This is a genomic window from Streptomyces sp. CY-1 (assembly GCF_047218265.1).
GTDB lineage: Bacteria > Actinomycetota > Actinomycetes > Streptomycetales > Streptomycetaceae > Streptomyces > Streptomyces niphimycinicus.
Window position 1 is genome coordinate 5,671,206 of the sequence record NZ_CP178393.1, and the last position, 25,676, is coordinate 5,696,881.

14 protein-coding genes and 1 rRNA gene are annotated in these 25,676 nt (G+C 71.6%); 9 read left to right on the forward strand and 6 right to left on the reverse strand.

The features are described from left to right. Positions 1-104: 104 nt before the first annotated feature. Together ACK1X7_RS24385 and ACK1X7_RS24390 are read right to left on the reverse strand one after the other, a co-directional pair. Positions 105-1,631, reverse strand: a 16S ribosomal RNA gene (locus ACK1X7_RS24385). A 539-nt stretch (positions 1,632-2,170) separates the two neighbouring features. Beyond that, the gene (locus ACK1X7_RS24390; RefSeq protein WP_216347911.1) at positions 2,171-2,722 is read right to left on the reverse strand and encodes a MarR family winged helix-turn-helix transcriptional regulator; all 552 of its coding nucleotides are present in this window, start codon (positions 2,720-2,722) and stop codon (positions 2,171-2,173) included. Between the two features lie 160 nt (positions 2,723-2,882). On the opposite strand from ACK1X7_RS24390, the gene ACK1X7_RS24395 reads away from it, so the two are divergent. Then, complete coding sequence (locus ACK1X7_RS24395; protein ID WP_385145949.1) at positions 2,883-4,196, forward strand: MFS transporter; 1,314 nt, start codon at positions 2,883-2,885, stop codon at positions 4,194-4,196. A gap of 129 nt (positions 4,197-4,325) precedes the next feature. Here ACK1X7_RS24395 and ACK1X7_RS24400 read toward each other — a convergent pair whose 3' ends face one another. Continuing rightward, positions 4,326-6,284, reverse strand: a complete 1,959-nt coding sequence (locus ACK1X7_RS24400; protein WP_385145943.1) for an ATP-binding SpoIIE family protein phosphatase — start codon at positions 6,282-6,284, stop codon at positions 4,326-4,328. A 235-nt stretch (positions 6,285-6,519) separates the two neighbouring features. Further along, positions 6,520-7,875 (reverse strand): NAD(P)/FAD-dependent oxidoreductase, encoded by a 1,356-nt coding sequence (locus ACK1X7_RS24405; protein ID WP_208514812.1) that lies wholly within the window; start codon positions 7,873-7,875, stop codon positions 6,520-6,522. Between the two features lie 321 nt (positions 7,876-8,196). Between ACK1X7_RS24405 and ACK1X7_RS24410 the strand changes: the two genes are divergently transcribed. Then, positions 8,197-8,922 carry a TetR/AcrR family transcriptional regulator gene (locus ACK1X7_RS24410; RefSeq protein WP_385145941.1) on the forward strand — a complete coding sequence of 242 codons (726 nt, stop codon included), beginning with the start codon at positions 8,197-8,199 and terminating at the stop codon, positions 8,920-8,922. 316 nt (positions 8,923-9,238) lie between these two features. On the opposite strand, the gene ACK1X7_RS24415 is transcribed toward ACK1X7_RS24410, so the two are convergent. Both ACK1X7_RS24415 and ACK1X7_RS24420 read right to left on the reverse strand, forming a co-directional pair. Next, positions 9,239-13,462, reverse strand: coding sequence for an AfsR/SARP family transcriptional regulator (locus tag ACK1X7_RS24415; protein ID WP_413116904.1), 4,224 nt, complete (start codon positions 13,460-13,462; stop codon positions 9,239-9,241). A gap of 134 nt (positions 13,463-13,596) precedes the next feature. Next, positions 13,597-15,684 carry an asparagine synthase-related protein gene (locus ACK1X7_RS24420; RefSeq protein WP_385145939.1) on the reverse strand — a complete coding sequence of 696 codons (2,088 nt, stop codon included), beginning with the start codon at positions 15,682-15,684 and terminating at the stop codon, positions 13,597-13,599. A 946-nt stretch (positions 15,685-16,630) separates the two neighbouring features. On the opposite strand from ACK1X7_RS24420, the gene ACK1X7_RS24425 reads away from it, so the two are divergent. The 7 genes from ACK1X7_RS24425 (at position 16,631) to ACK1X7_RS24455 (ending at position 25,666) form a co-directional block, all read left to right on the forward strand. Further along, positions 16,631-18,094 (forward strand): MFS transporter, encoded by a 1,464-nt coding sequence (locus ACK1X7_RS24425; RefSeq protein WP_385145937.1) that lies wholly within the window; start codon positions 16,631-16,633, stop codon positions 18,092-18,094. 284 nt (positions 18,095-18,378) lie between these two features. Then, positions 18,379-19,593: an L-2-hydroxyglutarate oxidase gene (gene lhgO / locus ACK1X7_RS24430; RefSeq protein WP_385145935.1), complete on the forward strand. Its 1,215-nt coding sequence runs from the start codon at positions 18,379-18,381 to the stop codon at positions 19,591-19,593. Positions 19,594-20,129: 536 nt separating this feature from the next. Continuing rightward, positions 20,130-20,945, forward strand: coding sequence for a tRNA (guanosine(46)-N7)-methyltransferase TrmB (gene trmB, locus ACK1X7_RS24435; protein ID WP_361509009.1), 816 nt, complete (start codon positions 20,130-20,132; stop codon positions 20,943-20,945). Positions 20,946-21,419: 474 nt separating this feature from the next. Further along, on the forward strand, positions 21,420-22,943 hold the full coding sequence (locus ACK1X7_RS24440; protein ID WP_413116905.1) for a PrsW family intramembrane metalloprotease: 1,524 nt from the start codon (positions 21,420-21,422) through the stop codon (positions 22,941-22,943). Positions 22,944-23,008: 65 nt separating this feature from the next. Next, a complete protein-coding gene (locus ACK1X7_RS24445) occupies positions 23,009-23,590 on the forward strand; it encodes a SigE family RNA polymerase sigma factor (protein ID WP_390793815.1) in 582 nt (193 codons plus the stop codon). Then, complete coding sequence (locus ACK1X7_RS24450) at positions 23,583-24,425, forward strand: hypothetical protein (RefSeq protein ID WP_413115628.1); 843 nt, start codon at positions 23,583-23,585, stop codon at positions 24,423-24,425. The genes ACK1X7_RS24445 and ACK1X7_RS24450 overlap by 8 nt, the downstream gene beginning before the upstream one ends. 50 nt (positions 24,426-24,475) lie before the next feature. Next, positions 24,476-25,666 (forward strand): L,D-transpeptidase, encoded by a 1,191-nt coding sequence (locus ACK1X7_RS24455; RefSeq protein WP_413115629.1) that lies wholly within the window; start codon positions 24,476-24,478, stop codon positions 25,664-25,666. Positions 25,667-25,676: the final 10 nt, after the last annotated feature.

Genomic DNA, 25,676 nt, shown 5'->3' on the forward strand with positions numbered 1-25,676 from the left:
AGTACTGACAGAGAAGAGCATCCAGACGATGCCGAATAGTCAACGTTCCACCCATGAGCAAACCGTGCGAGACACTTGCTCGCAGTCGGCTATGCGCTCCTTAGAAAGGAGGTGATCCAGCCGCACCTTCCGGTACGGCTACCTTGTTACGACTTCGTCCCAATCGCCAGTCCCACCTTCGACGGCTCCCCCCACAAGGGTTGGGCCACCGGCTTCGGGTGTTACCGACTTTCGTGACGTGACGGGCGGTGTGTACAAGGCCCGGGAACGTATTCACCGCAGCAATGCTGATCTGCGATTACTAGCGACTCCGACTTCATGGGGTCGAGTTGCAGACCCCAATCCGAACTGAGACCGGCTTTTTGAGATTCGCTCCACCTCACGGCTTCGCAGCTCATTGTACCGGCCATTGTAGCACGTGTGCAGCCCAAGACATAAGGGGCATGATGACTTGACGTCGTCCCCACCTTCCTCCGAGTTGACCCCGGCAGTCTCCTGTGAGTCCCCATCACCCCGAAAGGCATGCTGGCAACACAGAACAAGGGTTGCGCTCGTTGCGGGACTTAACCCAACATCTCACGACACGAGCTGACGACAGCCATGCACCACCTGTACACCGACCACAAGGGGGCACCCATCTCTGGATGTTTCCGGTGTATGTCAAGCCTTGGTAAGGTTCTTCGCGTTGCGTCGAATTAAGCCACATGCTCCGCCGCTTGTGCGGGCCCCCGTCAATTCCTTTGAGTTTTAGCCTTGCGGCCGTACTCCCCAGGCGGGGAACTTAATGCGTTAGCTGCGGCGCGGACGACGTGGAATGTCGCCCACACCTAGTTCCCAACGTTTACGGCGTGGACTACCAGGGTATCTAATCCTGTTCGCTCCCCACGCTTTCGCTCCTCAGCGTCAGTATCGGCCCAGAGATCCGCCTTCGCCACCGGTGTTCCTCCTGATATCTGCGCATTTCACCGCTACACCAGGAATTCCGATCTCCCCTACCGAACTCTAGCCTGCCCGTATCGAATGCAGACCCGGAGTTAAGCCCCGGGCTTTCACATCCGACGCGACAAGCCGCCTACGAGCTCTTTACGCCCAATAATTCCGGACAACGCTTGCGCCCTACGTATTACCGCGGCTGCTGGCACGTAGTTAGCCGGCGCTTCTTCTGCAGGTACCGTCACTCTCGCTTCTTCCCTGCTGAAAGAGGTTTACAACCCGAAGGCCGTCATCCCTCACGCGGCGTCGCTGCATCAGGCTTTCGCCCATTGTGCAATATTCCCCACTGCTGCCTCCCGTAGGAGTCTGGGCCGTGTCTCAGTCCCAGTGTGGCCGGTCGCCCTCTCAGGCCGGCTACCCGTCGTCGCCTTGGTAGGCCATCACCCCACCAACAAGCTGATAGGCCGCGGGCTCATCCTGCACCGCCGGAGCTTTCCACACACATCCCATGCGGGAGCGTGTCATATCCGGTATTAGACCCCGTTTCCAGGGCTTGTCCCAGAGTGCAGGGCAGATTGCCCACGTGTTACTCACCCGTTCGCCACTAATCCCCGGCCGAAACCGGTTCATCGTTCGACTTGCATGTGTTAAGCACGCCGCCAGCGTTCGTCCTGAGCCAGGATCAAACTCTCCGTGAATGCTTCCGGGATATCCCGGCAACACAGTCACGAGAGCGGAGCAGACCAGAGGAATAATCCAGTCCGCTCACAGCGTCCTCGCTGTGTATTTTCCAAAGGAACCTCGTCCGAGATGGACGGGGTATCAACATATCTGGCGTTGACTTTTGGCACGCTGTTGAGTTCTCAAGGAACGGACGCTTCCTTCGAAACCGTTTCACCGGTTTCTCCGGGCGCTTCCCTTCGGTGTTTCCAACCTTACCAGATCCGTTTTCCGTTCCGTTTCCGGTCCGAATTCCGTTTCCGGCCCCCTGCTGGAGCGGGGTCTTTCGCGCCTTCCGGCGTGTCCACTACTTTAGCGGATTCCCCCGGAAGCTCATAATCGAGCTTCCCGATCCGAAATTCCGGCATGCCGAAATCCATCCCGATGAGGGGCCGTACAGAAGTGGTTTGCCGCCGGTGCGGCTCGAGTGCCGACCAGAGAACCGTTACGGCTCCGTGGCAGCTCGGAGAACATTACGGATCGCCCCGACCCGTGTCAACACGGTGGGCCGAATGGCTCAGTCGAGGTTGCTCAGGCGCCCCTCGGCGTCGGGCTGGGCCTCTTCCACCCGGCGCAGTACGCGGGTGAGCATCGCGCCGAGGGCTCCACGTTCCTCACTGGAGAGGTCCTGGAGCAGGTCCGCCTCGAAGATCGTGGCCTGGCGCATCGCCTCCATCCACTTCTCCCGGCCGTCGGGCGTCAGCTCGACGATGACGCGGACCCGGTTGTCGGCATCACGCTCACGGGTGACCAGACCTTCGTTCACCATGCGGTCGATGCGGTGGGTCATCGCGGCGGGAGTGAGGCCCAGCCGCTTGGCCAGGTCTCCGGGGCCCAGGCGGTAGGGAGCGCCGGACAGGACGAGCGCCTTGAGGACTTCCCACTCGGAGTTGCTGATCCCCAGTCTGGCCGACTGCCGCCCGTATGCGACATGCATGCGCCGGGTGAGCCGGCTGAGCGCGCTGACGACCTGCTCCACCTGGGGGTCCAGGTCCTGGAACTCGCGCTGATAGGCCGCGATCTGCTCCTCGAGGCTCAGCAGGTCGTCCGCATCGGGGGTCTCCGCCATGGTCAACAGCATGACACGAAAGTCATTGGCGCTGAAGTCCTTCGATCTGTACTCTTAACCATTGAAGTTTAGGTTCGAAGTCTTCAGACGTAGATCCTCCGGTCCGACCCGCAGGTCAGGCCGGTTCTCTTATGACCCTTCTCGACCTAGGTAGGTGAGTGTGACCACCGCGATGGGCGCAGCGCTGCGCCGTATCCAACTGGGCAACGCGCTGAGCGCGTTCGGCAACGGCTTCACGGTCCCGTTCCTCTTCGTCTATGTGGCGCAGGTGCGGGACCTCGGTTCGAACACGGCGGGCGTGGTGCTCGCGACGTTCGCCGTGGCCGCGCTTGCCGTGCTGCCCTTCATCGGTCGGGTGATCGACCGGCGAGGGCCGCTGTCCGTTGTCGTCGCGGGCGCGGTCGCCGCCGCTGCCGGATCGATGGGGCTCGGGCTGGCGGCGAGCGAGCCGCTGGTCATCGCGGCGGCCGGAGTGCTGGGCGCGGGCATCGCGGCCATACAGCCCGCGCTGGCCACGCTGATCGTCTGGTGCTCCACGCCGCTCACCCGGTCGCGGGCCTTCGCCACCCAGTTCTTTCTCGGCAATCTCGGCCTCGGTGTCGGCGGGCTGCTCGGCGGGCTGCTCGTGGACACCTCCGCGGCCTCGAGTTTTGTGCGGCTCTTCGCGATCGACGCGGTGATGTTCCTGGTGCTCGGCGCCGCGGTCGCGACCGTAAGGCTGGCGAAGACACCGGTGTTCGACGACCCGGTGCCGACCGCCGATGAGCACCTCGGCGGCACCGGCGGCGGCTGGCGTTCGCTGCTCGGCGACCGGGCCATGGTGCAGCTCTGTGTGCTGGGCTTCGTGATGTTCTTCGCCTGCTACGGCCAGTTCGAGTCCGGGCTGTCGGCGTTCGCGGTGGATGTCGCCCGGATATCGCCGTCGATGCTGGGCGTCGCCCTGGCCGCGAACACGGCGGCGATCGTGCTGGCGCAGTTCGTCGTGCTCAAGCTGGTCGAGCGGCGGCGGCGCAGCCGGGTGATCGCGCTGGTCGGGCTGGTCTGGACGGTGGCGTGGTGCGTCGCCGGGTCCGCCGGGCTGGTGCCCGGGAGCCAGGCCGTCGGCATCACCGCGATCGTGTCGGCGTACGCGCTGTTCGGGCTCGGTGAGGCGATGCTGTCGCCGACCGTCGCGCCGCTGGTCGCCGATCTGGCGCCGTCGTCAGCACTCGGTCAGTACAACTCGGCGTTTGCGCTGGTCAAGCAGCTTGCCCTGGCGGTGGGCCCGGCGGTCGGCGGGCTGATGGCCGGTGCCGGGCTGTATGGGACGTACATCGTGACGCTGATCGTCTGCTCGCTCGGCATCACCGCGCTCGCGCTGAGGCTCGGCAAGTGGCTCACGGCCGAGCAGGACAATCCGCTGCGGGCGGTCGCCGGTGCCGCGGTGCCCGCGCCGCGGGCGGCCGCCTCGGACGAGGTGACCACCGCGGCCTGAGCCATCCGGCCATTCCGCCATCGCCCTGGCGCGGCGAAGGAGCCAGTCGGCTCCGCCGCGCCAGGGCGAGGTGTTTGTTCGGGGTCCTGCCTCGTCCTTCTCGGGCCCAGTGCTCCCGGGCCCATGGAGCTAGCCCGCCGGCAGGGCGAATTCGCACCACACCGCTTTGCCGCCGCCCGGTGTGCGGCGTGAGCCCCAGGAGGAGGCGATGGTCGCGACGATCGAGATGCCGCGCCCGGCCTCGTCCACCGGTTCGGCCCGGCGGCGGCGCGGCAGATGCTCATCGCCGTCGGTCACCTCGATGATCAGGCGGCGGTCGGTGCGGCGCAGCCGCAGCCGCATGGGCGGTGTGCCGTGCTGGAGGGAGTTGGCGACGAGTTCGCTGGCGGCGAGCACGCCCAGATCGCGCAGCTCCATGGGGAAGCGCCAACTGGCGAGGACCCCGGAGGCGAAGGCCCGGGCGCGCGGTGCGGCTTCCACCCCGCCGAGGAGCTCCAGCGCGGCGTTGTGGAAGAGCTCGGCGTCATGCCCGGTACGGGCGGGGTGCTGGAGGACCAGCACCGCCACGTCGTCGTCGTGCTCCGCGGTGATGCCCAGGGCCCTGATGAGGCGGTCGCACATCACCTGGGGCGAGCCGGTCGCGCCCGCGAAGACGCGCTCGAGCGCGGCCACACCGTCGTAGATGTCCTTGTCCCGCCGCTCCACCAGGCCGTCGGTGTAGAGGACCGCGCTGGCGCCGGGGCCGAGCGGGACCGAGCCGGTGGTGTGCAGCCAGCCGCCGGTGCCGAGCGGGGGCCCGGTGGGTTCGGAGGCCCGGCGCACGGTGCCGTCCGGGTCGCGGACCAGGATCGGCAGATGGCCCGCGGAGGCGTAGACGAGGCGGTTCTCGTTGGGGTCGTGGACGGCGTAGACGCAGGTGGCGATCTGGTGGGGGTCGATCTCGGCGGCCAGGCCGTCGAGAAGCTGGAGGACCTCGTGCGGCGGGAGGTCGAGCCGGGCGTACGCCCGGACGGCGGTGCGCAACTGGCCCATGACGGCGGCGGCCCGCACACCGCGGCCCATGACGTCGCCGATGACGAGGGCGGTGCGGCCGGCGCCCAGGGTGATGACGTCGTACCAGTCGCCACCCACCGCCGCGTCCGTGCCGCCTGGCTGATAGGTGGCCGCGACCCGCAGATCGTCGGGCTGCTCCAGCTCCTGGGGGAGGAGGCTGCGCTGGAGGGTGACGGCGGCCTCGCGCTGGAGGCGCTCGCCGGCGCGCAGCCGCTCGGCGGATTCGACCTGGTCGGTGACGTCGGCGCCGAAGACGAGCACGCCCCGGACCGGCTCGGTGACCGTGCCGGTGGCGGTGGCGGTGGCGACCGCCTCAGTGGCGACCGCTTCCGGCATGACGCCCTTACGGAGGACGGCTTCCCGGATCGAGCCGTCCAGCGGCGATCCATCCACGGGTGACCCATCCACCGGAGATCCGTCCACCGCCCGCTCGTCCGCCGGGTGCGCGGGGGCGACGACCCTGGGCGCGGCCATCTCGATCGGGGAGCAGGTGAAGGTGTAGTAGCCGTGGCGCGATCGGCCGGGGCCGGGGGCCGCGTCCGCCTTTCGCGGCCCGGGCGTGGTCGCCGGGCCGACCGCGGGCACGCGACGGGACTTGACCGTACGGGGCTTGCCGCTGCGCAGGACCTGGTCCATGAGCGGCAGCAGCCCCAGCTCCGTCAGCTCGGGCAGGGCCAGGCGGGCGGGCGTGCCGGGGGCCCGGGAGCCGAAGAGCTCGACATAGGTGTCGTTGAGATAGGCGATGCGGTGCTCGGGGCCGTAGACCACCGCGACCAGTGCCGGCACCTGGCCGAGGAGGTCATGGGCGGACAGCCCGTCGAGGGTCGGGACGGCGTCGGGCGGCGCGGCGCCGGAAGGGGCGGCCGCGGGAGGCTCGCCGCGCCCGGAGGGGTCGGCGCGCTCGCCCCGGGCCGCGGGGACGGAGCCGCCGCCCGCAGTGGCCGCGGGCTTGGGCCGCCGCGCACCGCGGTCTGCCCGGGCGGCGTTGCGTCGCTGGGTTCGGGGGAGCCGGGCGCTCCAGCGCGTGAAGTTCACTGCGGATTACCTCGTGGGGTGGTGGCTGAGCTGCGCGCCGGAGCGGGATCGGGGAGATGGGTGCGGGTACGGGGGACGGCCCCCAGGGGAATGCAGCAAACTTCCGAATCCTCGCGATTGTCACTCTTTGCAGATACGAGCCCACCCATGGTCACACGACCAGTGTGGCCGACCGGACTGACATCCGTGAGACGCCGATCGCGGGAGGGGAGTTCCCGGCTCCGCCCCGATCGGCTCAACTGGACTCGGGATGGCGACCGGTGTCCGCGGCGAGTTTGAACTCGGCGCGCGGGTTCTCCAGCGAGCCCAGCGAAACGATCTCGCGTTTGAACAGCCCCGACAGGATCCACTCGGCCAGTACGCGCGCCTTACGGTTGAACGTCGGCACCCGGCTGAGGTGGTAGGCACGGTGCATGAACCAAGCAGGGTAGCCCTTCAACTTGCGTCCGTAGATATGGGCGACGCCTCTATGGAGCCCCAGGGAGGCCACGGAGCCCGCGTACTTGTGCGCGTAATCCGTGAGCGGCCGCCCGGCGAGCGAGGCCGCCACGTTCTCGGCGAGGACCTTGGACTGGCGCACGGCGTGCTGTGCGTTGGGGGCGCACTCCGCACCGGGCCGGTCGGCCGTCAGATCGGGGACCGACGCGGCGTCCCCGGCCGACCAGGCATGCTCCACGCCCTCCACCTGGAGCGCCGCGGTGCATTTGAGCCTGCCGCGCTCGTTCAGCGGCAGATCGGTGGCGGCGAGGATCGGGTGCGGTTTGACGCCCGCGGTCCACACGAGCGTGCGGGTGGGGAAGCGCGAGCCGTCACTCAGTGCGGCGATCCGGTCGGCGCAGGAGTCCAGGCGGGTCTCGAGCCGGACGTCGATATTGCGGCCGCGCAACTCCCGGACGGCGTACTTGCCCATCTCCTCGCCGACCTCCGGGAGGATCCGGTTGGTGGCCTCCACAAGGATCCACTTCAGATCCTCTGGGGCGATGTTGTGGTAGTAGCGGACGGCGTACCGGGCCATGTCCTCCAGCTCGCCGAGCGCCTCCACGCCCGCGTATCCGCCGCCGACGAAGACGAAGGTCAGCGCCGCGTCACGGACCTCGGGGTCCCGGGTCGAGGAGGCGATGTCCAACTGCCCGAGGACATGGTTGCGCAGGCCGATGGCCTCCTCGACGGTCTTGAAGCCGATGCCGAACTCGGCGAGGCCGGGGACCGGGAGGGCGCGGGAGACGGATCCGGGGGCCAGCACCAGCTCGTCGTAATGGATGTCGACCGTGCCGGTGCGCTCTTCCTCCGTGGCGAGGGTTCTCACGGTCGCGGTGCGTTTGCCGTGGTGGATCGCGGTGGCCTCGCCGATGATGACCGTGCAGTCGGGCAGAACCCGCCGCAACGGCACGACGACATGGCGCGGTGAGATCGATCCGGCCGCCGCCTCGGGCAGGAAAGGCTGATAGGTCATATACGGCTCTGGGTCGACCACGATGACCTGCACGCCGCCGTGTCTCAGCTCTCGCTTCAGCTTTCGCTGGAGGCGCAGCGCGGCGTACATCCCGACGTAGCCACCACCGACAACGAGAATGCGCGCGGGTTCCTTCACCCTCCCATGAGGCACGCGCGACCGCGGTTTGTCCACAGCCCCGACGAATTGTGTGACCGGACAGCTTGGCTCGCCCCGCGGCGCGGAATCGGTTACACGTACGAAATGTCCGCAGGTCAGCCCCGGGATGGTCGGTGACGGTCGGGGGGCGAGTCAGAAAGAGGCGGTCCTCTGCTCTGATCGGGGGGCGTTCTGTCCCGAGCTACCCTCTTCTTTCTTGACCTGGGCTCAACTATGTTCGTACTTCGTCGGGGTTGTGACTGCCTCGACAGTCTGGGCGGGGAGTCTCCGGGGGGAGACGTCATTACCGGGGGATCACTTATGCACCTTCAGGGTTCGTCATGGTCCGCAGCCGTCGCATCGTCAGACGGAAACGGCGGACGGAATACACCGCTGCGCGTGGACGCGCAGCGCAATCTGGAGCACGTCCTGCGGGCGGCGCGCGAAGTCTTCGGTGAGCTCGGATACGGGGCTCCGATGGAAGACGTGGCGCGCCGGGCACGGGTCGGGGTGGGCACCGTCTATCGGCGCTTCCCCAGCAAGGACGTGCTGGTGCGCCGCATAGCCGAGGAGGAGACCGCAAGGCTGACCGATCAGGCGCGGGCGGCACTGGGGCAGGAGAACGAGCCGTGGTCCGCGCTGGCCCGGTTCCTGCGCACCTCGGTGGCGTCCGGCGCGGGCCGGCTGCTGCCGCCGCAGGTGCTGCGGGTCGGGGTCGACGCGGAGGCCGAGATCCGGCTGCCGCAGCAGCGGCAGGCGGCGTTAGCCGCACCCGGTCAGCCGGAGCTCCGGCTGGTCGAGCGGCCGACCGCGCCTGAGGACGAGCCGGACGACGCGGGCGCCGCGGCGCTGCTGGAGGTCGTCGGGCAACTGGTGGAGCGGGCACGGACAGCGGGCGAGCTGCGCCCGGATGTGGCGGTCGCGGACGTACTGCTGGTGATCGCCACGGCGGCGCCCTCGCTGCCGGACGCGGCGCAGCAGGCGGCGGCGTCGGCCCGGCTGCTGGACATCCTGCTGGACGGGCTGCGGTCGCGCCCCGTGGGGTGATGCCGTCGGCCCTGGAGCGATATCCACGCCCGGCGGGGTGACATCGGCGCCGTCCGAGGAGCCGTGCCGGGCGGGATGCTTGTCGGCGAGGCGCCGCTGCGGGGCCGTCCGCGATGGGGTCGGCGATACGTCGGCCCGGCGGGCGGGGCCCGCAGGTGCCCGCGTTTCGTGTGCCGGGGCGGTCGGTTCGTGTGCCGGGGCGGTCGGGGGCGCGTCTTGCCTCCTCCGTACGAGTGACGGCAAGCGAGGGTGGGCGGGCCGGGGTGGGCGGGCCGGGGTGGTGCGCGTGCGTTGCGTGCGCGCGCCCGCGTAAGCGTCAGCGGGCTGGCGGCGGTGCGGACCCCCGGTCGGCGGGCTTGGCCTGGGTGTCGGGCGTGGCCTGGGTGTCGGTCTCGGCCTGGGTGTCGGGCCTGGCTGGGTGGTCGGGCCTGGCTGGGTGGTCGGGTCCGGCTCGCTCGACGGCCTCGGCCTGGGCGCCTGTCTGGGCCGCGGTGGCCTCGGTGACGTCCGCGGCATCGGGGACATCGGGGATATCGGGGGCACCCACGGCGTCCGTAGCGTCCGCCGCAGCCGTAGCGTCGAGTGAGGTCAGCACCTCGTCGAGCAGGCAGATGGCCTGCTCGGGGGGCATGGCCGTGTTCTCGGTGCGCAGCTTCTCCACCGCGTCCTGGCCCAGCGCCTCGCTCGCGCGGGCCGCGGTCGCGCCGACGTCCCCGGCCACCAGGGGGGAGCGCGGCAGCCGACCGCGCCAGCCGTCGGCGGCGCCCAGCAGCCGCACGGCGAGCCGCTCCTGTCCGCATCGCACCAGGATCTCCGCCGCCGACTCCGCCTGATGGGCCAGCAGCAGCTCCGTGGAGTTCGCATCGAAGCCCTCGCGCAGAGTGTTCCGCAGCTTGCGCAGTCCACCGACCAGATCGCCCTCCAGGCCGGTGATACGGCCGTCCAGGCCGCCGGCCACGACCCAGAACTGCGGCGGAGGCGTGCCGCGCCCCGCACGAACCCAAGCGGCGTCGCAATACGTCCTGGCCCGGTCCAGATCACCACGCAACAGCTCGGCCTCGCTGCGCACGATCTGGTTGAAGGCCCGCACGTCCTGGGTACCGCAGCGCTCCGCCGCCTCCTCGGAGCGCACCACCAGCTTCAGCGCGCCCTCCAGGTCCCTCTCGTGGAGGGCGAGATCGGCGAGGCGGGTGCAGAGGAACGGCACCTCGGTGTGGGCGCCGAGCTCCTGCGCGAGCCGCACTGCCTTCTCGTAGGCGGCCCTCGCCTCCGCGAACCGGCCGTGGTGGGTGGCGATCTCGCCGCGCGCGCCCTCCACCTGGGCGAGCAGCCAGCGATCGCCGACGCGGGTGGTCAGCTCGCGCAGCTCGGCCAGGTCGTCGTCGACGGTCTCGATGCCGCCCGGCATGTCGATGGCGAGGTGGGTGCGGTACATCAGCGTGATGCCGAGTGCCCAGTCGTCGCCGTACGTCCGGCAGGTGGCCACGGTCTGGTCCATGTGCGGCAGCATCCCCCCGGCGTAGCCCTCGATGACGAAGGCCGTGAACGGCCACAGCAGACCGGGGAAGGACGCGCTGCGGGGCCCTGGGTGGCTCGCGTAGTCGTCGCGCATGCGTATGGCCACGTCCCGGATCGCGGGATCGCTCATATCCGGGCCGGTGCCCTGCTCCGCGAGCAGGACGAAGAACATCAGTCGCAGGTCCATACGCTGCCAGTACCGGGTGGCTTCGGCGTCGACACCGTCCTCGCCGTCCGGAATCCGGGCCGGGATGTTCAGGAACTGGTCAAGGGGATGGTTGCCGCCCGGTATCCGGTCCGCCTCGGCGTCCGTGCCGTGGGGGCGGGCCAGGAGAGCCAGGGCACGGCCGACCCAGGCGGCGCCCTCGTCCCGGTAGTTGCGCAGCCACCAGAACCAGGCCAAGGCGCGGATGAGCGCGATGACGGTGTCCTCATCCTTGATGGTCAAGGAGCGGTGCAGCGCTGCCCGGATGTTGTCGAGATCGGTCTCGACGAGAAGGAGCCAGGGCAGTTGTTCGGCGGAGCGCAGGCGGGGCTCGGCGGTGCGGATGAAGTCCCTGAAGTGGGCGGTATGACGGGCCACGGCGGCCTTATGGTCGGCACGGGCCGTCCGGTCCTCGGTGGCGCGATTGCCGACGTACTCGTGGATCGTCTCCAGCATCCGGTAGCGGGGCTCCCCGCTCGGCGGCCCGGAGGAGTCCACCGCCGCGCCGTGTGACGGATGATCGACGATCAGAAGCGACTTGTCGACCAGCGCCCCGAGCAGCTCCAGCACCTCGGCGGGCGCGATCCTGGCTTGGGGGCGCGCAGGAGAGCGCGTGGGGTGGTGCGTCTGGTCGTACGCGACCGTGTCGCCCGGCTCCGGTGTGCTTGCCGTCGCGTCCGTAAGGGCGTCACGGGTGTCGACGCCGTCCTCGAAGACGCCGTCTCCGAGGACGCCGTGCTCGTCCGTGTCGACCGTAAGGACGTTCTCACCGGGCGGGGTGTCCGCGCACACCGCCTCGGCCGCGGACAGGGTCCATCCGCCCGCGAAGACCGACGCACGGCGCAGCACCGTGCGCTCGCGCTCGTCGAGGAGGTCCCAGGACCACTCGACGACGGCCCGCAGGGTCTGCTGGCGGGGCAGCGCGGTTCTGCTGCCACTGGTCAGCAGGCGGAAACGGTCGTCCAGCCGGTCCGCGATCTGGCGTGGGGTCAGCAGCCGCAGCCGCGCCGCGGCCAGCTCGATGGCCAGCGGCAGACCGTCCAGGCGGCGGCAGATCTCCGCGACCGCGGCCGCCGTGTCCGGGTCAGCCGCCGGGTCGAAGCCGGGCCTTACGGTGGCGGCGCGCTCGGCGAAGAGCTGGTGGGCGGGGGCCGGCGCGAGCGGCTCCACCGGTCTGACGGTCTCGCCGGGCACCCCCAGCGGCTCCCTGCTGGTGGCGAGCACGGTCACACCCGGGCAGTGCGCGAGCAGAGTCTCGGTGAGCCGGGCCGCGGTGTCGATGACGTGCTCGCAGTTGTCGAGCAGGAGCAGCAGCCGGCGGTCGGCGCAGTACTCGACGAGCCGACTGGTCGGATCCCCGCCGTCCGGCCCCGTGGTGCGGCTTTCGAGCCCGGAGGCGAGCAGCATGGTCGCACGGCGGCCGACCGCGCTCAGGACGGCGCCGGGGACGGCGGAGGGTTGGTCGAGCGGGGCGAGTTCGGCTACCCAGACGCCGTCCGGATAACTGGCCGTCACGGTCGCCGCGGCCTCCTCGGAGAGCCGGGTCTTGCCGGAGCCGCCGGGGCCGGTGAGGGTGACCAGCCGGGCGCCGTCCAGGTCCCGGACGATGTCGCCGATCTCGTTCTGCCGGCCGACGAAGCTGTTGAGGCGGGCCCTGAGGTTGCCGTGCGGCAGAGGCGGCACGGCGGTGCCCGAGCCCGCCTCCCGGCCGTCGTCGCCCCGGCTTCGGGCCGCGCCGCCGGTTCCTCCGCGCCCGGCCGGGCTGTCGAACGCGCCCCCAGCCGGGCTTTCGAACGCACCCCTGGCCTGGCCGTCGAGCGCGCCCCTGGCCTGGCGGTCGAGCGCGCCCCTGGCCGCACTGCCGCCCCGGCCGTCGAGCATCCCTCTGGGGGCGCTGCCGCCCCGGCCGTCGAGCATCCCCCTGGAGGCGCTGCCGCCCCGGCCGTTCGAAGCCCACCCAGTCCCGCTGTCGGCCCGGGCCCCGCCCCCACCACTCCCCCGATGGCCGTCGGCCCTCGGCGCCACGGCCTCCGCGGTGGGCGCGTCGGCGCGCGCGGTGTCCGGCGCCCCGAGGGCCGGCTCGGCGTTCGTCGCCAGCAGCCGTCTGTGGAGCTCCTTCAGCTCCGCTCCCGGGTCGGTGCCGAGGCGGTCGGCGAGGGTCCGGCGGACGTCCTCGTACGCGGCGAGGGCGTCGGCGGAGTGACCGGCCGCCCGCAGCGCGCGGATCAACTGGGCGTGGAACGTTTCGTCGAGCGGATGGTCCGCGACGAGCTGGCGCAGCTCCGGTATGACGTCCGTAGGGCGGTCGAGCGCGAGGTCGGCGTCGATCCGGCGGTGCAGCGCGGTCAGCCGGAGGGCCTCGGGGCGGGCGGCGGGCGCGTCCCGGTCCGGCAGGTCGGCGAGGGCCGGGCCGCGCCACAGGGCGAGCGCCTTGCGGAGGGTGGCGGCGGCCGTCTCGGGGTCGTCGGCGTCCAGGGCGCGTATGCCCTCGTTCGTCAGCCGCTCGAAGCGCAGCAGGTCGACATCGTCCTGGGGGACGGCGGTCGCGAGGCGGTAGCCGCCGGGTGAGGAGATGACGGCGTCCCTGCCGATGGTCCGGCGCAGCCGGCCGACGAGCGCCTGGAGCGCGGCGGGCGCGTCATGCGGAGGGTCGTCGGCCCACACCTCGTCGATCAGGACGTCGACGGAGACCGGGGCGGAGCGTGCGGCCCGTACGGCGAGCGCGGCGAGCAGCGCGCGGATCCGGGGGCCGCCGAGGGGGAGCGGATCGCCGTGGTCGTCGCGCGCTTCGGTGGTGCCGAGGATCAGATACCGCACAGGGGCCATTCTCCTAGCTTGCCGGTCGCTCGCTGGGGAGCTCGTGCGGCGCGGCCCCTTCATCCCGTCAGCCATACGGACTCGTCCGCCGTAAGGGACTCATCGCCATGAGGACTCGTCCGGTACGGAGGCCGTCACAGGCTCGGGCGTGGCACCACTCCGCCCGCCACGGCCCGCTGCCGTGGGGCCGCGGTACCGGTCCAGCAGGTGCCCCGGCGGGCCAGCAGGCGCCGCAGCCAGACTTCGGTGGAGACGAGTTCGGCCAGGCCGTCCAGGGGCAGCCGCTCCCCCTGTGCGGCGGCGCGCAGCGCCTTACGGATGACACGGGCCTCGATCAGGCCCGCGTCCGCCAGCAGCGGCGCGTCGAAGAGGGTCATCAAGTCGCCCGTCCAGGTGCGCATGCCGGTCCGTACGGCGGCGGTGTGGGCGGCGTGGGAGGTGGCTCCCCAACCGGGAGGAAGCTCCCGGATGCCCGCTCCGGCGAGGACCGTCCGCAGCACCGCGGCGCGCGCCCCCGGTTGCACCCGAAGCGCTTCGGGGAGCGCGCGGCAGGCCCGTACGACCTGGTTGTCGAGGAAGGGCGCGTGCAGGCGCTGGCTGCGGATCTCGGCGGCCTGCTCGAAGACGCGATGGTCCGCGGCGTAGCGGGCGAGGGCGGCGTCGGCGCGGCGCTCCCCGGGGCGGCGCACCAGCACGGGGCGCATGGCCGCCTCCTCCAGCCGGACGGACACCTCGGCGAGCGTCTCTCCGGTGAGCCAGCGGGCGGCGGGCCCCGGGCGGCACCACGTCAGGGCGGCGAGGGAGGCGGATACCGCGCCGGGGTCGCGGACCGCCTGGTCGTCGGCGAAGCGGCGCTCCAGGAGGCGCACCGCGGCCTCCTGGACGCCGTCGCGGTAGGAGGTGCGGGCCAGCCGCCGTGCGGCCCGGTAGACCGTGAAGGGCACGAAGAAGGACTGTGCGGAGGGGCCGTCGGCCTTCGCGAGCGCGGTGGCGGGACGCAGCAGATGGCGTCTGCGCCGGTCGAGCAGCAGGTCGGCGAGGCGCGCGGGGTGGGCGTCGAGCACCTGGCGGGCGCCGTGCCCGATGAAGTGGTCCGCGCTGCCCGCGGCGAGCCGGCGCCGGTGGCGTTCGGCGATGACGAGGGAGGGGCCGGGCTCATCGGTAAGGGCGCCGGTGTCGAGGCCCGCGTACGGCAGGGCCTCCTCGCCCGCGGCGACGACCACATGGTGCAGCCGGGGATTGGCGGCGATGGCTCCGGCCCGTTCGAGTTCGGCCTCGCGGGTGCGGGCGCCGCCCGCCGTGGCGAGGTCGTTGAAGGTGACGGCCAGGAGCCGTTCGCCCGCCTCGGTGCCGTGCCCGAAGAGGGTGCCGGGCATTCCGGGGAGCCCGGCGGCGAGCAGGGCGAGGGTGGCGGAGGCGCTGCCTCCGGACAGATCGGCGCCGATGCCGGGGGCCGGGCCGCCGCGGGCCGCCCGCCGCTCGGCGGGCCCCATGCCGGGCACCGGACCGGGGTCGAGGTCGTCGGTCTCGGGGGCGTGGCGCGGGGCGGTGAGCCGGGCCCGTACGGCCTCCACGAGGGCGTCCTGGACGGCGTCCACGGCAGTGCCCTGGTCGAGTGGGGGCGCGGCGACGGCGAGGGACGCGGTGGGCTCGTAGCCGGTGACGTCGCGGGCGCCGTCGCGCAGGATCAGCGCATGGCCCGGGGGCACGCGTCTGACGCCCATATAGGGCGTGCCGTCGCCCATGGCCTCCGGGGAGTCGGGGCAGGCGAGCAGCGCGCCGAGGTGGCCGACGTCGAGCTGCGCCTCGATGAGGTCGGCGAGCGGGAGCGCGGCCGTGGCGTAGGCGGTGCCGCCGGCCCAGTCGGTGTGGAAGACGGGCCGGGCGCCCGCGAGGTCGCCGACGATGGTGAGGCGGCGGCCGACCTGGGCGACCGCGGTGTAGCTGCCGGACCAGGCGGTCAGATGGCGCAGGGCGCCGCCGCGGGCGGCGAAGAGCCCCACCCGCAGTTCCTCGTCGGTGGCGCCGCAGCAGCCGAATACGGCGAGTCGGGTGAAGGGGTCGGTCTGGACGACGCGCACCTCATCGGGCCGCCAGTCGCCGACCGCCCACAGTGGATCGGGGTCGGACCACAGGAGTTGGGCGCCGACCGGCTGGATCGCACGGCCCTCCGGGGGGACCGGGCCGGATGCGGTACTGCTCCACCCCACCAACCACCGCATCGCCGCCTCCACAGGCTGTGGGCATCCAGGGCAACCAAGAAGTAGGTGCCATCATGCACAGCATGTTGACGGTTTCGGCATCGAACCGGACAACAACATGGATCTCCTGGATGTCCTGTGACCACAGATGACCGCAGAAATCGCAGAGTTGATCCCCATAGGTGACGCCTCCCAGAAAGGCACCCGTAAGGAGCCCACGAGGGAACCACCGCCGGTAGCGACCCACCGTTCCGCCGTGGCCCATGCTGCCACGGCTGGGGCGCGCAAGAGCGCAAGGGCATCGACGCATATGCGGAGCGGCGCACAAGGGGCGCACGAAGGGGCGCACGGAAAATGCGCCAACCCGCGGACCAGATGAGGGACTTACTGTCCGCGCCGCGGCCTCCACCGCGCACCGGGGCATCCGCGGCATGTGCTACGTGGCGCACCGCCATGGGCGGAATCCCTGCGCGATCCGGGCGGATGAGGGCTTCCCGCGTCGGGCCTCCCCCTCCTCGGCCCGACGCGGGAGCCCGGCCGTGATGGGCGATATTCAGCCAAGTTGCCGTGGCGCTCTCGATGGTCTTGCGGACGCCCTGTAGGTACTCAACTTCCGCCTCTCGCGCCCCTGACACGACAGTCCGGGAGGCGGCATTCGCCTCCCGGACCGTTCCGCCACCCGCGGGGAATGAGGCGGCGGCGTCCCCCAGCCCACTGGATCCAGTACAGCGGGCCGACCCACGCAGGACCCATCGAAACGTCCCCGCCGCGACTGAGACAGAGCGCACACACGGGCGCACAGCCACACACACCGGGAGCACACGTCACGCCCCGCACGCCCGTTCGTACAAGAATCTCGCCATCCGGGACACCACCTCTTAACGGTCGGGATGCGGCGAACTACGCTGGGTTTACGAATGCCCCGCGCTTATGCCGGGGCGGCCGTCGGTGCTGTCGAGGGGTGCGCATGTCCAGGGAGCCACGCGGGCCGAACGAAAAGCTCGGCACCGTTCTCGCCCTCGCTGGGATCAGCAATGCCGGGCTCGCGCGCAGAGTCAACGACCTCGGCGCCCAGCGTGGCCTGACACTTCGCTACGACAAGACGTCCGTCGCGCGCTGGGTGTCCAAGGGCATGGTCCCCCAGGGCGCCGCGCCACACCTCATTGCGGCTGCGATCGGCAGCAAACTCGGCCGCCCCGTCCCCCTGCACGAAATCGGCCTGGCCGATGCCGATCCGGCCCCCGAGGTCGGTCTTGCCTTCCCGCGCGACATCGGCCAGGCCGTCCGCTCCGCGACCGAGCTCTACCGGCTGGATCTCGCGGGTCGGCGCGGCGGGGTCGGCATCTGGCAGAGCCTGGCCGGATCTTTCTCAGTAAGTGCGTACGCCACCCCGGCCTCACGCTGGCTCATATCTCCGGCCGACAGCTCGGTGGCCCGCGAGCCCAAGGACGCCGAGGACGGGACCACCACCGCGAGCGCCGCGGGCGGGGCGGCGGCGGACGCCTTACCGCTGCAACGCGTCGGCCACAGTGACGTCACCAAGCTGCGCGAGGCCGCCGAGGACGCGCGCCGCTGGGACTCCAAGTACGGCGGCGGCGACTGGCGTTCGTCCATGGTCCCCGAGTGCCTCCGGGTGGACGCGGCGCCCCTGCTGCTCGGCTCGTACAGCGACGAGGTCGGCCGCTCCCTCTTCGGCGCCACCGCCGAACTGACCCGGCTCGCCGGGTGGATGGCCTTCGACACCGGCCAACAGGAGGCCGCGCAGCGGTACTACATCCAGGCGCTGCGCCTCGCCCGCGCCGCGGCCGACGTCCCCCTGGGCGGCTATGTGCTGGCGTCGATGAGTCTCCAGGCCACCTACCGGGGCTTCGCCGACGAGGGCGTGGACCTGGCCCAGGCCGCCCTGGAGCGCAACCGCGGCCTGGCCACCGCCCGCACCATGAGCTTCTTCCGGCTCGTGGAGGCGCGCGCCCAGGCCAAATCCGGGGACGGGCCCGCCTGCGGGGCGGCCCTGAAGTCCTCCGAGGGCTGGCTGGAGCGCTCGCGGGCGGGCGACCCCGATCCGTCCTGGCTCGACTTCTACAGCCATGAGCGGTTCGCGGCCGACGCGGCCGAGTGCTATCGCGATCTCCGGCTGCCGCGCCAGGTGCGGCGCTTCACCGAGCAGGCGCTGGCCCGGCCCACGGAGGAGTTCGTACGGTCGCACGGGCTGCGGCTCGTGGTGTCCGCCGTCGCCGAACTGGAGTCCGGCAATCTGGACGCGGCCTGCGCGGCGGGCGCCCGCGCCGTGGAGGTCGCCAACCGGATCTCGTCCGCGCGCACCACGGAGTACGTACGCGACCTGATGCGCCGCCTCGAGGCGTACCGCGACGAGCCGCGCGTCGCCGAGCTGCGCGAGCAGGCCCGGCCGCTGCTGGTGGCCCCGGCGTGAGCGGCCCTCGGCGCGGGAGGAGACGTGGCCGGCCCGGACCGAAGGGTGTGATCGGCCCGGGATGAGTGGTGAGGCGAGAGCTGCCCGTAATGCGCGATTCGAATGCGCGTCGACCGGAATGCGCGACTCGACATGAATCGATCCATATCGATCCATATGGCCGGTGGACCTAGCCCGGACCCTAGTCATGGCATGGGTTTCGGGCCGTTGTCAGTGGTGCAGGTCATGATAGGGATCGACGGTCGGGCGACTGGACGGTGTGGCGCGTGGGGAGGTGACATGGCGTGACGGCGTTGGACTGCGATGTGCTGGTGATCGGGGGCGGGATCGTCGGCATGTCGACGGCGTATGCGATCACGCGCGCCGCGCCCGGCACCCGCGTGACCGTGCTCGAGAAGGAGGCGGGCCCGGCCCGCCACCAGACCGGGCGCAACAGCGGCGTGATCCACAGCGGTATCTACTACCGTCCGGGGTCGCTCAAGGCACGGTTCGCGGTGCGCGGCGCCGCGGAGATGGTGAAGTTCTGCGCCGAACACGGCATTCCGCACGAGGTCACCGGCAAGCTCATCGTCGCCACCGAGCGCTCCGAGCTGCCGAGACTCCACGGCCTCGTCCAGCGCGGCAGGGAGAACGGCATTCCGGTCCGCGAGCTGGGCCCCGCCCAGATCGCGGAGTACGAACCATGGGTGCGCGGCCTCGCCGCGATCCATGTCGGCACGACGGGCGTCTGCGACTTCGGCGCGGTGGCGGCCCGGCTGGCCCGGCTCGCCCAGGACGCGGGCGCCTCGGTGCGGTACGGGGCGCAGGTGCGCACCATCGGCCGTCGCCCCTCCGCGGTCGCGGTGCGCACGGCGGACGGCACGGTGCTGCGCGCGCGGGCCCTGGTCAACTGCGCGGGGCTGCACTGCGACCACGTCGCCCGGCTGGCGGGCGACGACCCGGGCATGCGGATCGTGCCCTTCCGCGGTGAGTACTACGAGCTGGTCCCCTCCCGCGCCTCGCTGGTGAACGGTCTGGTGTACCCGGTGCCCGACCCGGCGTTCCCGTTCCTCGGCGTCCATCTGACCCGCGGCATCGACGGCGGCGTCCACATCGGGCCCAACGCGGTGCCGGCCCTCGCCCGCGAGGGGTACGCGTGGCATACGGTGCGCCCACAGGAGCTGGCCGGCACGCTGGCGTTCCCGGGCTCCTGGCGGATCGCCCGCCGCCACTGGCGGTACGGGGCGGGTGAGCTGCGGCGCTCCCTGTCCAAGCGCGCCTTCACCGACGCCGTGCGCCGTCTGCTGCCCGATGTGACGGCCGACGACCTGATAGCGGCCCCGGCGGGCGTGCGCGCCCAGGCGGTGCTGCCGGACGGCACGCTGGTGGACGACTTCCTGATCTCACAGTCGCCCCGGATCGTCCATGTGCTCAACGCCCCGTCGCCCGCGGCCACGGCCTCACTGCCGATCGGCCGGGAGGTCGCCCGCCGAGTGCTGGAGACCCTGCGGGCGGGGTGAGGGGGCGGCTGGGGCGGGGTCGGGGTACTAGCCGGGCCGGGCCCGGCGGCCGAGACCGGGCTGGGCGCCGCTGCCGAGATGCGGGCGAGCCTCGGCGCGAAGGTATGGGCCGAGCTCTTGGCGCAAGGCGCGGGCCGAGCCCTGGCCGCGGGGTAGGGGCGAGCTCTCGCCACGGGGTACGGGCGAGCTCTCGCCGCGGGGTACGGGCCGAGCCTCACCGCGAGGTACGGACCGAGTTCTCGCAGCGAGCCACGGGCCCAGCCCCGCAGCCCACCCTCACCGAGGCCGCACGACCGACCTGACCGCCCAGGGCCCGGCTACCCATCGATCCGGCTGCCCACGGACGACGGCCCATGGACGACGGCCCATGGATCCGACTGACCGCCGTCTCCGACTGCCCATGGGCCCGGCTACCCGTCCCGCCGCCCCAACCCGGCCGGGCAGCAGCCACCGGACCAGCCCCCGGTGCCCCGCCACCGGGGGCACCGCACCGGCCCCGCCGCCCTCCCCGCCTCCGCCCGTAGAATCGAGGCACTGTGTCCGAGAACCCCACCACCCCCGATTCCCACGTGGAGCGCGCCCTGCCCGCCCCCCGTGACCGCAGCGAGCCGATGTTCCCCGGCGGTCCGGTGGCCGATCCGGCGGGCTCGCACCACGAGCGCCGCATCCGCTCCTTCCGCCCCCGCCGCGGCCGGGTGACCCCGGGCCAGGGCGAGGCGCTGCGCCGCCTGTGGCCACAGTGGGGCCTGGATATCGACGGGCTGAGCCGTATCGACCTCGGTGAGTTGTTCGCCACAGAGGCAGGCCCGCGCCCCGACCTCCCCGTCGTCCTGGAGATCGGCTTCGGCATGGGTGAGGCCACCGCGCAGATGGCCGCCGCCGACCCCGGCACGGGCATCCTCGCCGCCGACGTCCACACTCCCGGCCAGGGCAATCTGCTCGCGCTCGCGGAGCGGAACGGCCTGGACACCATCCGGGTCGCCAACGGCGACGCGATCATTCTGCTCCGCGAGATGCTGGCCCCCGCCTCGCTCGCCGGGCTGCGGGTCTTCTTCCCCGACCCCTGGCCCAAGAAGCGGCACCACAAGCGCCGCCTCATCCAGCCCGAGTTCATCGAACTCGCCGCCACCCGGATGAAGCCCGGCGCGCTGCTGCACTGCGCGACCGACTGGGAGCCGTACGCGGAGCAGATGCTGGAGGTCCTCTCCGCGAGCCCCGCCTTCGACAACTCCCAGCCCGACGGCGGCTATGCCCCGCGTCCGGACTTCCGGCCGCTCACCAAGTTCGAGAGCCAGGGGCTGGACAAGGGGCACCTCGTCCATGACCTGATCTTCCGCCGCAACGACACATAGTGACCCCAAGGGGATGGGCATAAACCCTGAGTCCCCCTTCCCCCTTTCGTTAGGGTCGGTTGAGTGCATCAGTCCCCGCCCCCGCAAGAGCCGCCCGAACCACCGGCCACGCCGCCGCACGAGGCTCCGTACGGAGCGCTCCACGAGGCTCCGCGTGGCGTACCGCACGAGGCTCCACACGGAGCGCCGTACGAGGCACCCCAGGGCGGCCTGCACGCGGCACCGCAGGGCGGCCCGTACGAGCCACCCCAGGGCGGCCCGTACGAGGCGACGCACGGCACACCGCACCGCACCGCGCAGAACGCACCCCAGAGCGCAGCACCGCACGGCACCCCCTACGGCACTCCCTACGGCACTCCTTACGGCGACCAGCACCCATACGGTGACCAGCCCCCATACGGCGACCAGCACCCGTGGTTCGGCACCGGCACCGGCGCCCCACCGGCGGGCTGGCCGCAGCCGCCCCGCCAGGGCCTGTGGGGGCCGGGGGGCCGTCTCGCCCGCGTCTGGCACAACAAGGCGCTGCGGGCCACCGCGCTCACCGGTCTGCTCTCGCTCTCCGGCCTGATCATCCTGGCGCTGGTGCGCGAGCAGACGGGCACCAAGGGCTTCCTGGTGGGGCTCGGCCTCGCCGTACTGCCCGTGCCGCTGATCATCGCGGTCTTCCGGTGGCTGGACCGCGTCGACCCCAAGCCCTGGCGAAACCTTGTGTTCGCCTTCGCCTGGGGAGCGTGCGCCGCGACCCTGGTCGCGCTGATCGCCAACGGCTTCGCCACCGAGTGGCTCATGACCACCGTGGACTCCTCGTCCCCGACCGGCCAGGCCGACGCCGACGCCTGGGGCGCCACCTTCATCGCGCCGTTCGTGGAGGAGAGCGCCAAGGCGGCCGCCGTCCTGCTGCTCTTCCTCTTCCGCCGCCGCGACTTCAACGGGCTGGTCGACGGGGTCGTCGTCGCCGGAATCACCGCCACCGGTTTCGCCTTCACCGAGAACATCCTCTATCTCGGCTCGGCCTTCGTCAGCGACCAGACGCTCGGCTACTCCGGCATCCGGTCGACCACGGCCGCGACCTTCTTCATCCGCGCCGTGATGTCCCCCTTCGCGCACCCCCTCTTCACCGCGATGACGGGGGTGGGCTTCGGCATAGCCGCCGCGGCGGCCCGGCATCAGCGCGTCCGCCGCGTCCTCATACCGATCGCGATGCTGCTCACCGCGATGGTCCTGCACGGCGTCTGGAACGGTTCGGCGACCCTCGGCGGCTACGGCTTCCTCATCGTCTACGCCCTGTTCATGGTCCCGATGTTCGGGCTGCTGACCTGGCTGACGCTCTGGTCCCGCGGCAAGGAGCTGCGCACCATACGGGAGCAGCTCGCCGCCTACCAGGCCGCAGGCTGGCTCACCCCGCCCGAGCCCCTCGCCCTGTCCTCGATGCGCGCCCGCGGTATCGCCCGCGACCTCGCCCGCCGCACCCATGGCGCCGCGGCGGCCCGTACGGTCGGCGAGTACACCGCCTTCGCGACCTCACTCGCCTTCCTCCGCCGCCGCGCGTACCGCGGCACGGCCGGCCCGGACTTCACCACCCGCGAGAAGGAGCTGCTGGACCGTCTGTGGGAGCGGCGGGAGACCGCCCAGCCCGCCCTGGCCCACGCGGCGCTGTCGGTGCCGCTCCCCCGGCCCCGCCGGGCACCCCGACCGGCCCCGGGCACGCTGCCCGCACCGTACTGGCCCGCCGGGCCGTACGGCGGCGGCTACGCGGATGACCACGGAAACGGCCAGGGCTACGGCTACGGCTACGGCGGCCCCGAGCCCGGGCCCGGTTACGGCTACGGCTACGGGGCCCAGCCGCAGTACGGGGCCCAGCCCACCTACGCCCCGTGGGGCGCCCCTCCGCCGCACGGCCCGCAGCCGCCGCGGAACCCGCAGCCGCCCGCGAACTCGGCGACGCCCCACACCTCCCCCGTGCCGTACGGACCCGGCGGACCCGAAAGTCGTCTGTAACCTCCCGCCCCTTTCGGACGTGTTCCTACATAGAAGCGGGGAGCACGTGGGGGCGCGGGGGATTCATGCCGGAACCATCAACTTCATCTACACCATCCGATTTCGACCAGTTCTACACGGCTACGGCGAAGCGGCTCGTGGCCGCGGTCTATGCGGCGACAGGCGATCTCGCCGAGGCCGAGGACGCGGTGCAGGAGGCGTATGCCCGCGCGTGGCAGCGCTGGGACCGGCTGACCGCCGAGGGCGATCCCACCCCCTGGGTCCGCACCGTCGCCCTGCGCCTCGCCGTCAGCTCCTGGCGCCGCGCCCGTAACCGCATGCGGGCCCACTTCCGCCATGGCCCGCCCCCCGATCTGCCCGATCTCGCCCCGGACCGGGTGGCGCTGATCCATGCCCTGCGCGGGCTGAAGCCCGAGCAGCGTACGGCCGTGGTCCTGCACCACCTTCTCGATCTGCCCATTGAGCAGGTGGCCCGGGAGACGGGCGTCTCCTCCGGCGCCGTGCGCACCCGGCTGAGCCGCGCCCGCAAGGCCCTCGGCTCCCATCTCGCCGACGCGGATACCGGCGCCGTCGCCAACGCCAACTCCGAGGCACCGGCGCCCCATCCGCCCACCTGCCACCCGAAGGAGGTGCCCTCCCATGGCTGAGCTGGACGAGCGCCTGCGCGATATCGCCCGAGACGTCGAGCCCTCCATACGTCTGGCGGGCCCGGAAGCCGTGCGTGCGCGGGGCCGTCGGCGCCGCGCACGGCAGCGCACGGCGATCACCGCCGTGGCCGTCCTCGCGGTGGCCGCCGTGACCGCGGGCTCCTGGCGGCTGCTGCCGGGCGACGACTCCTCCCGTACGCTCCCGGCGGCCCCGCCCGCCTCACGAACGGACCGCGTCCCGGGAGCCCAGATCCCCACGAGCGCCCTCCTTCGCCCCTCGGCGTTGCCGTTCGACGCGATGATGCGCTGGAAGACGGTCGACGCCGCCATCGGCTCCGCCGACGATGGCCGGGCACCGCTGCTCGATCTCTCCCCCAGTTGCCGCCTCGACGGTCCGCGCCCCCTCACCCAGCGCACCCGCGACTACCAGGGCCGCACGGCGGAGCAGGCGCGCCACACCATCAACGCCTATGCGAGCGACGTCGAGGCCGCGAAGGTCTTCACCTCCCTCGAGGAGACGCTGAAGGACCGCTGTGCCCGCCCCAAGACCGTGGACACACCGTCCTCGAGCAAGACCGCGGTCGGCCAGCCGACCACCATGACCTACGGCTGGCACTCGCCCCGCGCACCGCACGACGCCCACGTCGTCCTGATGCGCTCGGGCACCCGGGTCGGGGTGTTGCAGGCCGAGGGCATCGGCACCCCGTCCGGCGACTACACCGACGGCCCCTCCGCCTACTGCGTATCGGTCGCGCTCTGGCGCCTCGACCCCACCGCCACCGCCTCCCCCGGCCCGTACCGGAACAACCCCGAGGAGGCGAAGAGGCGTTGCTGACCCGCTCCTCCCCTCCCACCGCCGCTCACAACTTCCGCAAGAGGTTCTCTGTGCTCTCCGTCCGTTCCCTGCGCACCCTCACGGTGCCCGCCATCGCCGTCGCCCTGCTCGCCGGCTGCCAGTCGGCGTCGAAAACCGCCTCGGTGGACCCGGCCGACGCCAAGCCCGCCCGGATCACAATCACCCCGAGCAGCGACTCGGCGGCCATAGCCCCCGATGCCACGGTCAAGGTGGCCGCCTCCCACGGCACCCTCACCAAGGTCCGCGTCCTCCCCGACGGCGCCGGTTCCCAGGCCGCCACCGTGACCGGCGCCCTCTCCCACTCCAAGAGCAGTTGGCGCTCCAACCGCACCATGACCCCGGGCACGACCTACACCGTCGAGGCCACGGCCACCAACGCCGCCGGCAAGTCCGCCGTCCAGCACTCCACCTTCCGCACCCGCCCCGCCCAGCAGACCAACGGCGTCACGGTCACCCCGTCCAAGGGCTCGACCGTCGGCGTAGGCCAGCCCGTCTCCCTCGCCTTCGACCACCCGGTCCAGAACAAGGCAGCGGTGGAGCGCACCCTCTCCATCTCCACCAGCCCCAAGACCGAAGGCTCCTGGGGCTGGGCCAAGGACCCCCTCACCGGCATCGAGCGCGTCGACTGGCGTCCCAAGTCCTACTGGCACAAGGACACCAAGGTCACCCTCCGAGCCCACCTCAGCGGCGTGAACACCGGCGACTCCCGCTACCTCCGCCGCGATGTCTCGACGACCTTCACCATCGGCACGCCCCGCATCTCCAAGGTCGACATCAAGAAGCACACGATGACCGTCTACGAGAACGGCCAGAAGCAGAAGACCATCCCCATATCCGCCGGCCAGCCCTCCTACCCCACCTGGAACGGCACCATGGTCGTCCTCGACAAGGCCCCCATGGTCAATATGACCAGCGAGTCCGTCGGCATAGCCGACCCCTACAACAAGGACGTCCCCTGGGCCGTCCACCTCACCACCTCGGGCACCTACGCCCACGCCGCCCCCTGGAACGAGGGCCTCGGCTACTTCGGCCAGACCAACATGAGCCACGGCTGCGTCGGCATGTCCCTCGCCGACGGCAAGTGGTTCTACAACCGCGCCACCCGAGGCGACATCGTCGAAATCACCGGCTCCACCCGCGCCACGGTCTCCACAGGCAACGGCTTCGGCGACTGGAACCTCCCCTACCCGTCCTGGCAGAAGCTCAGCGCCCTGCACTGAGTGGGCCCCT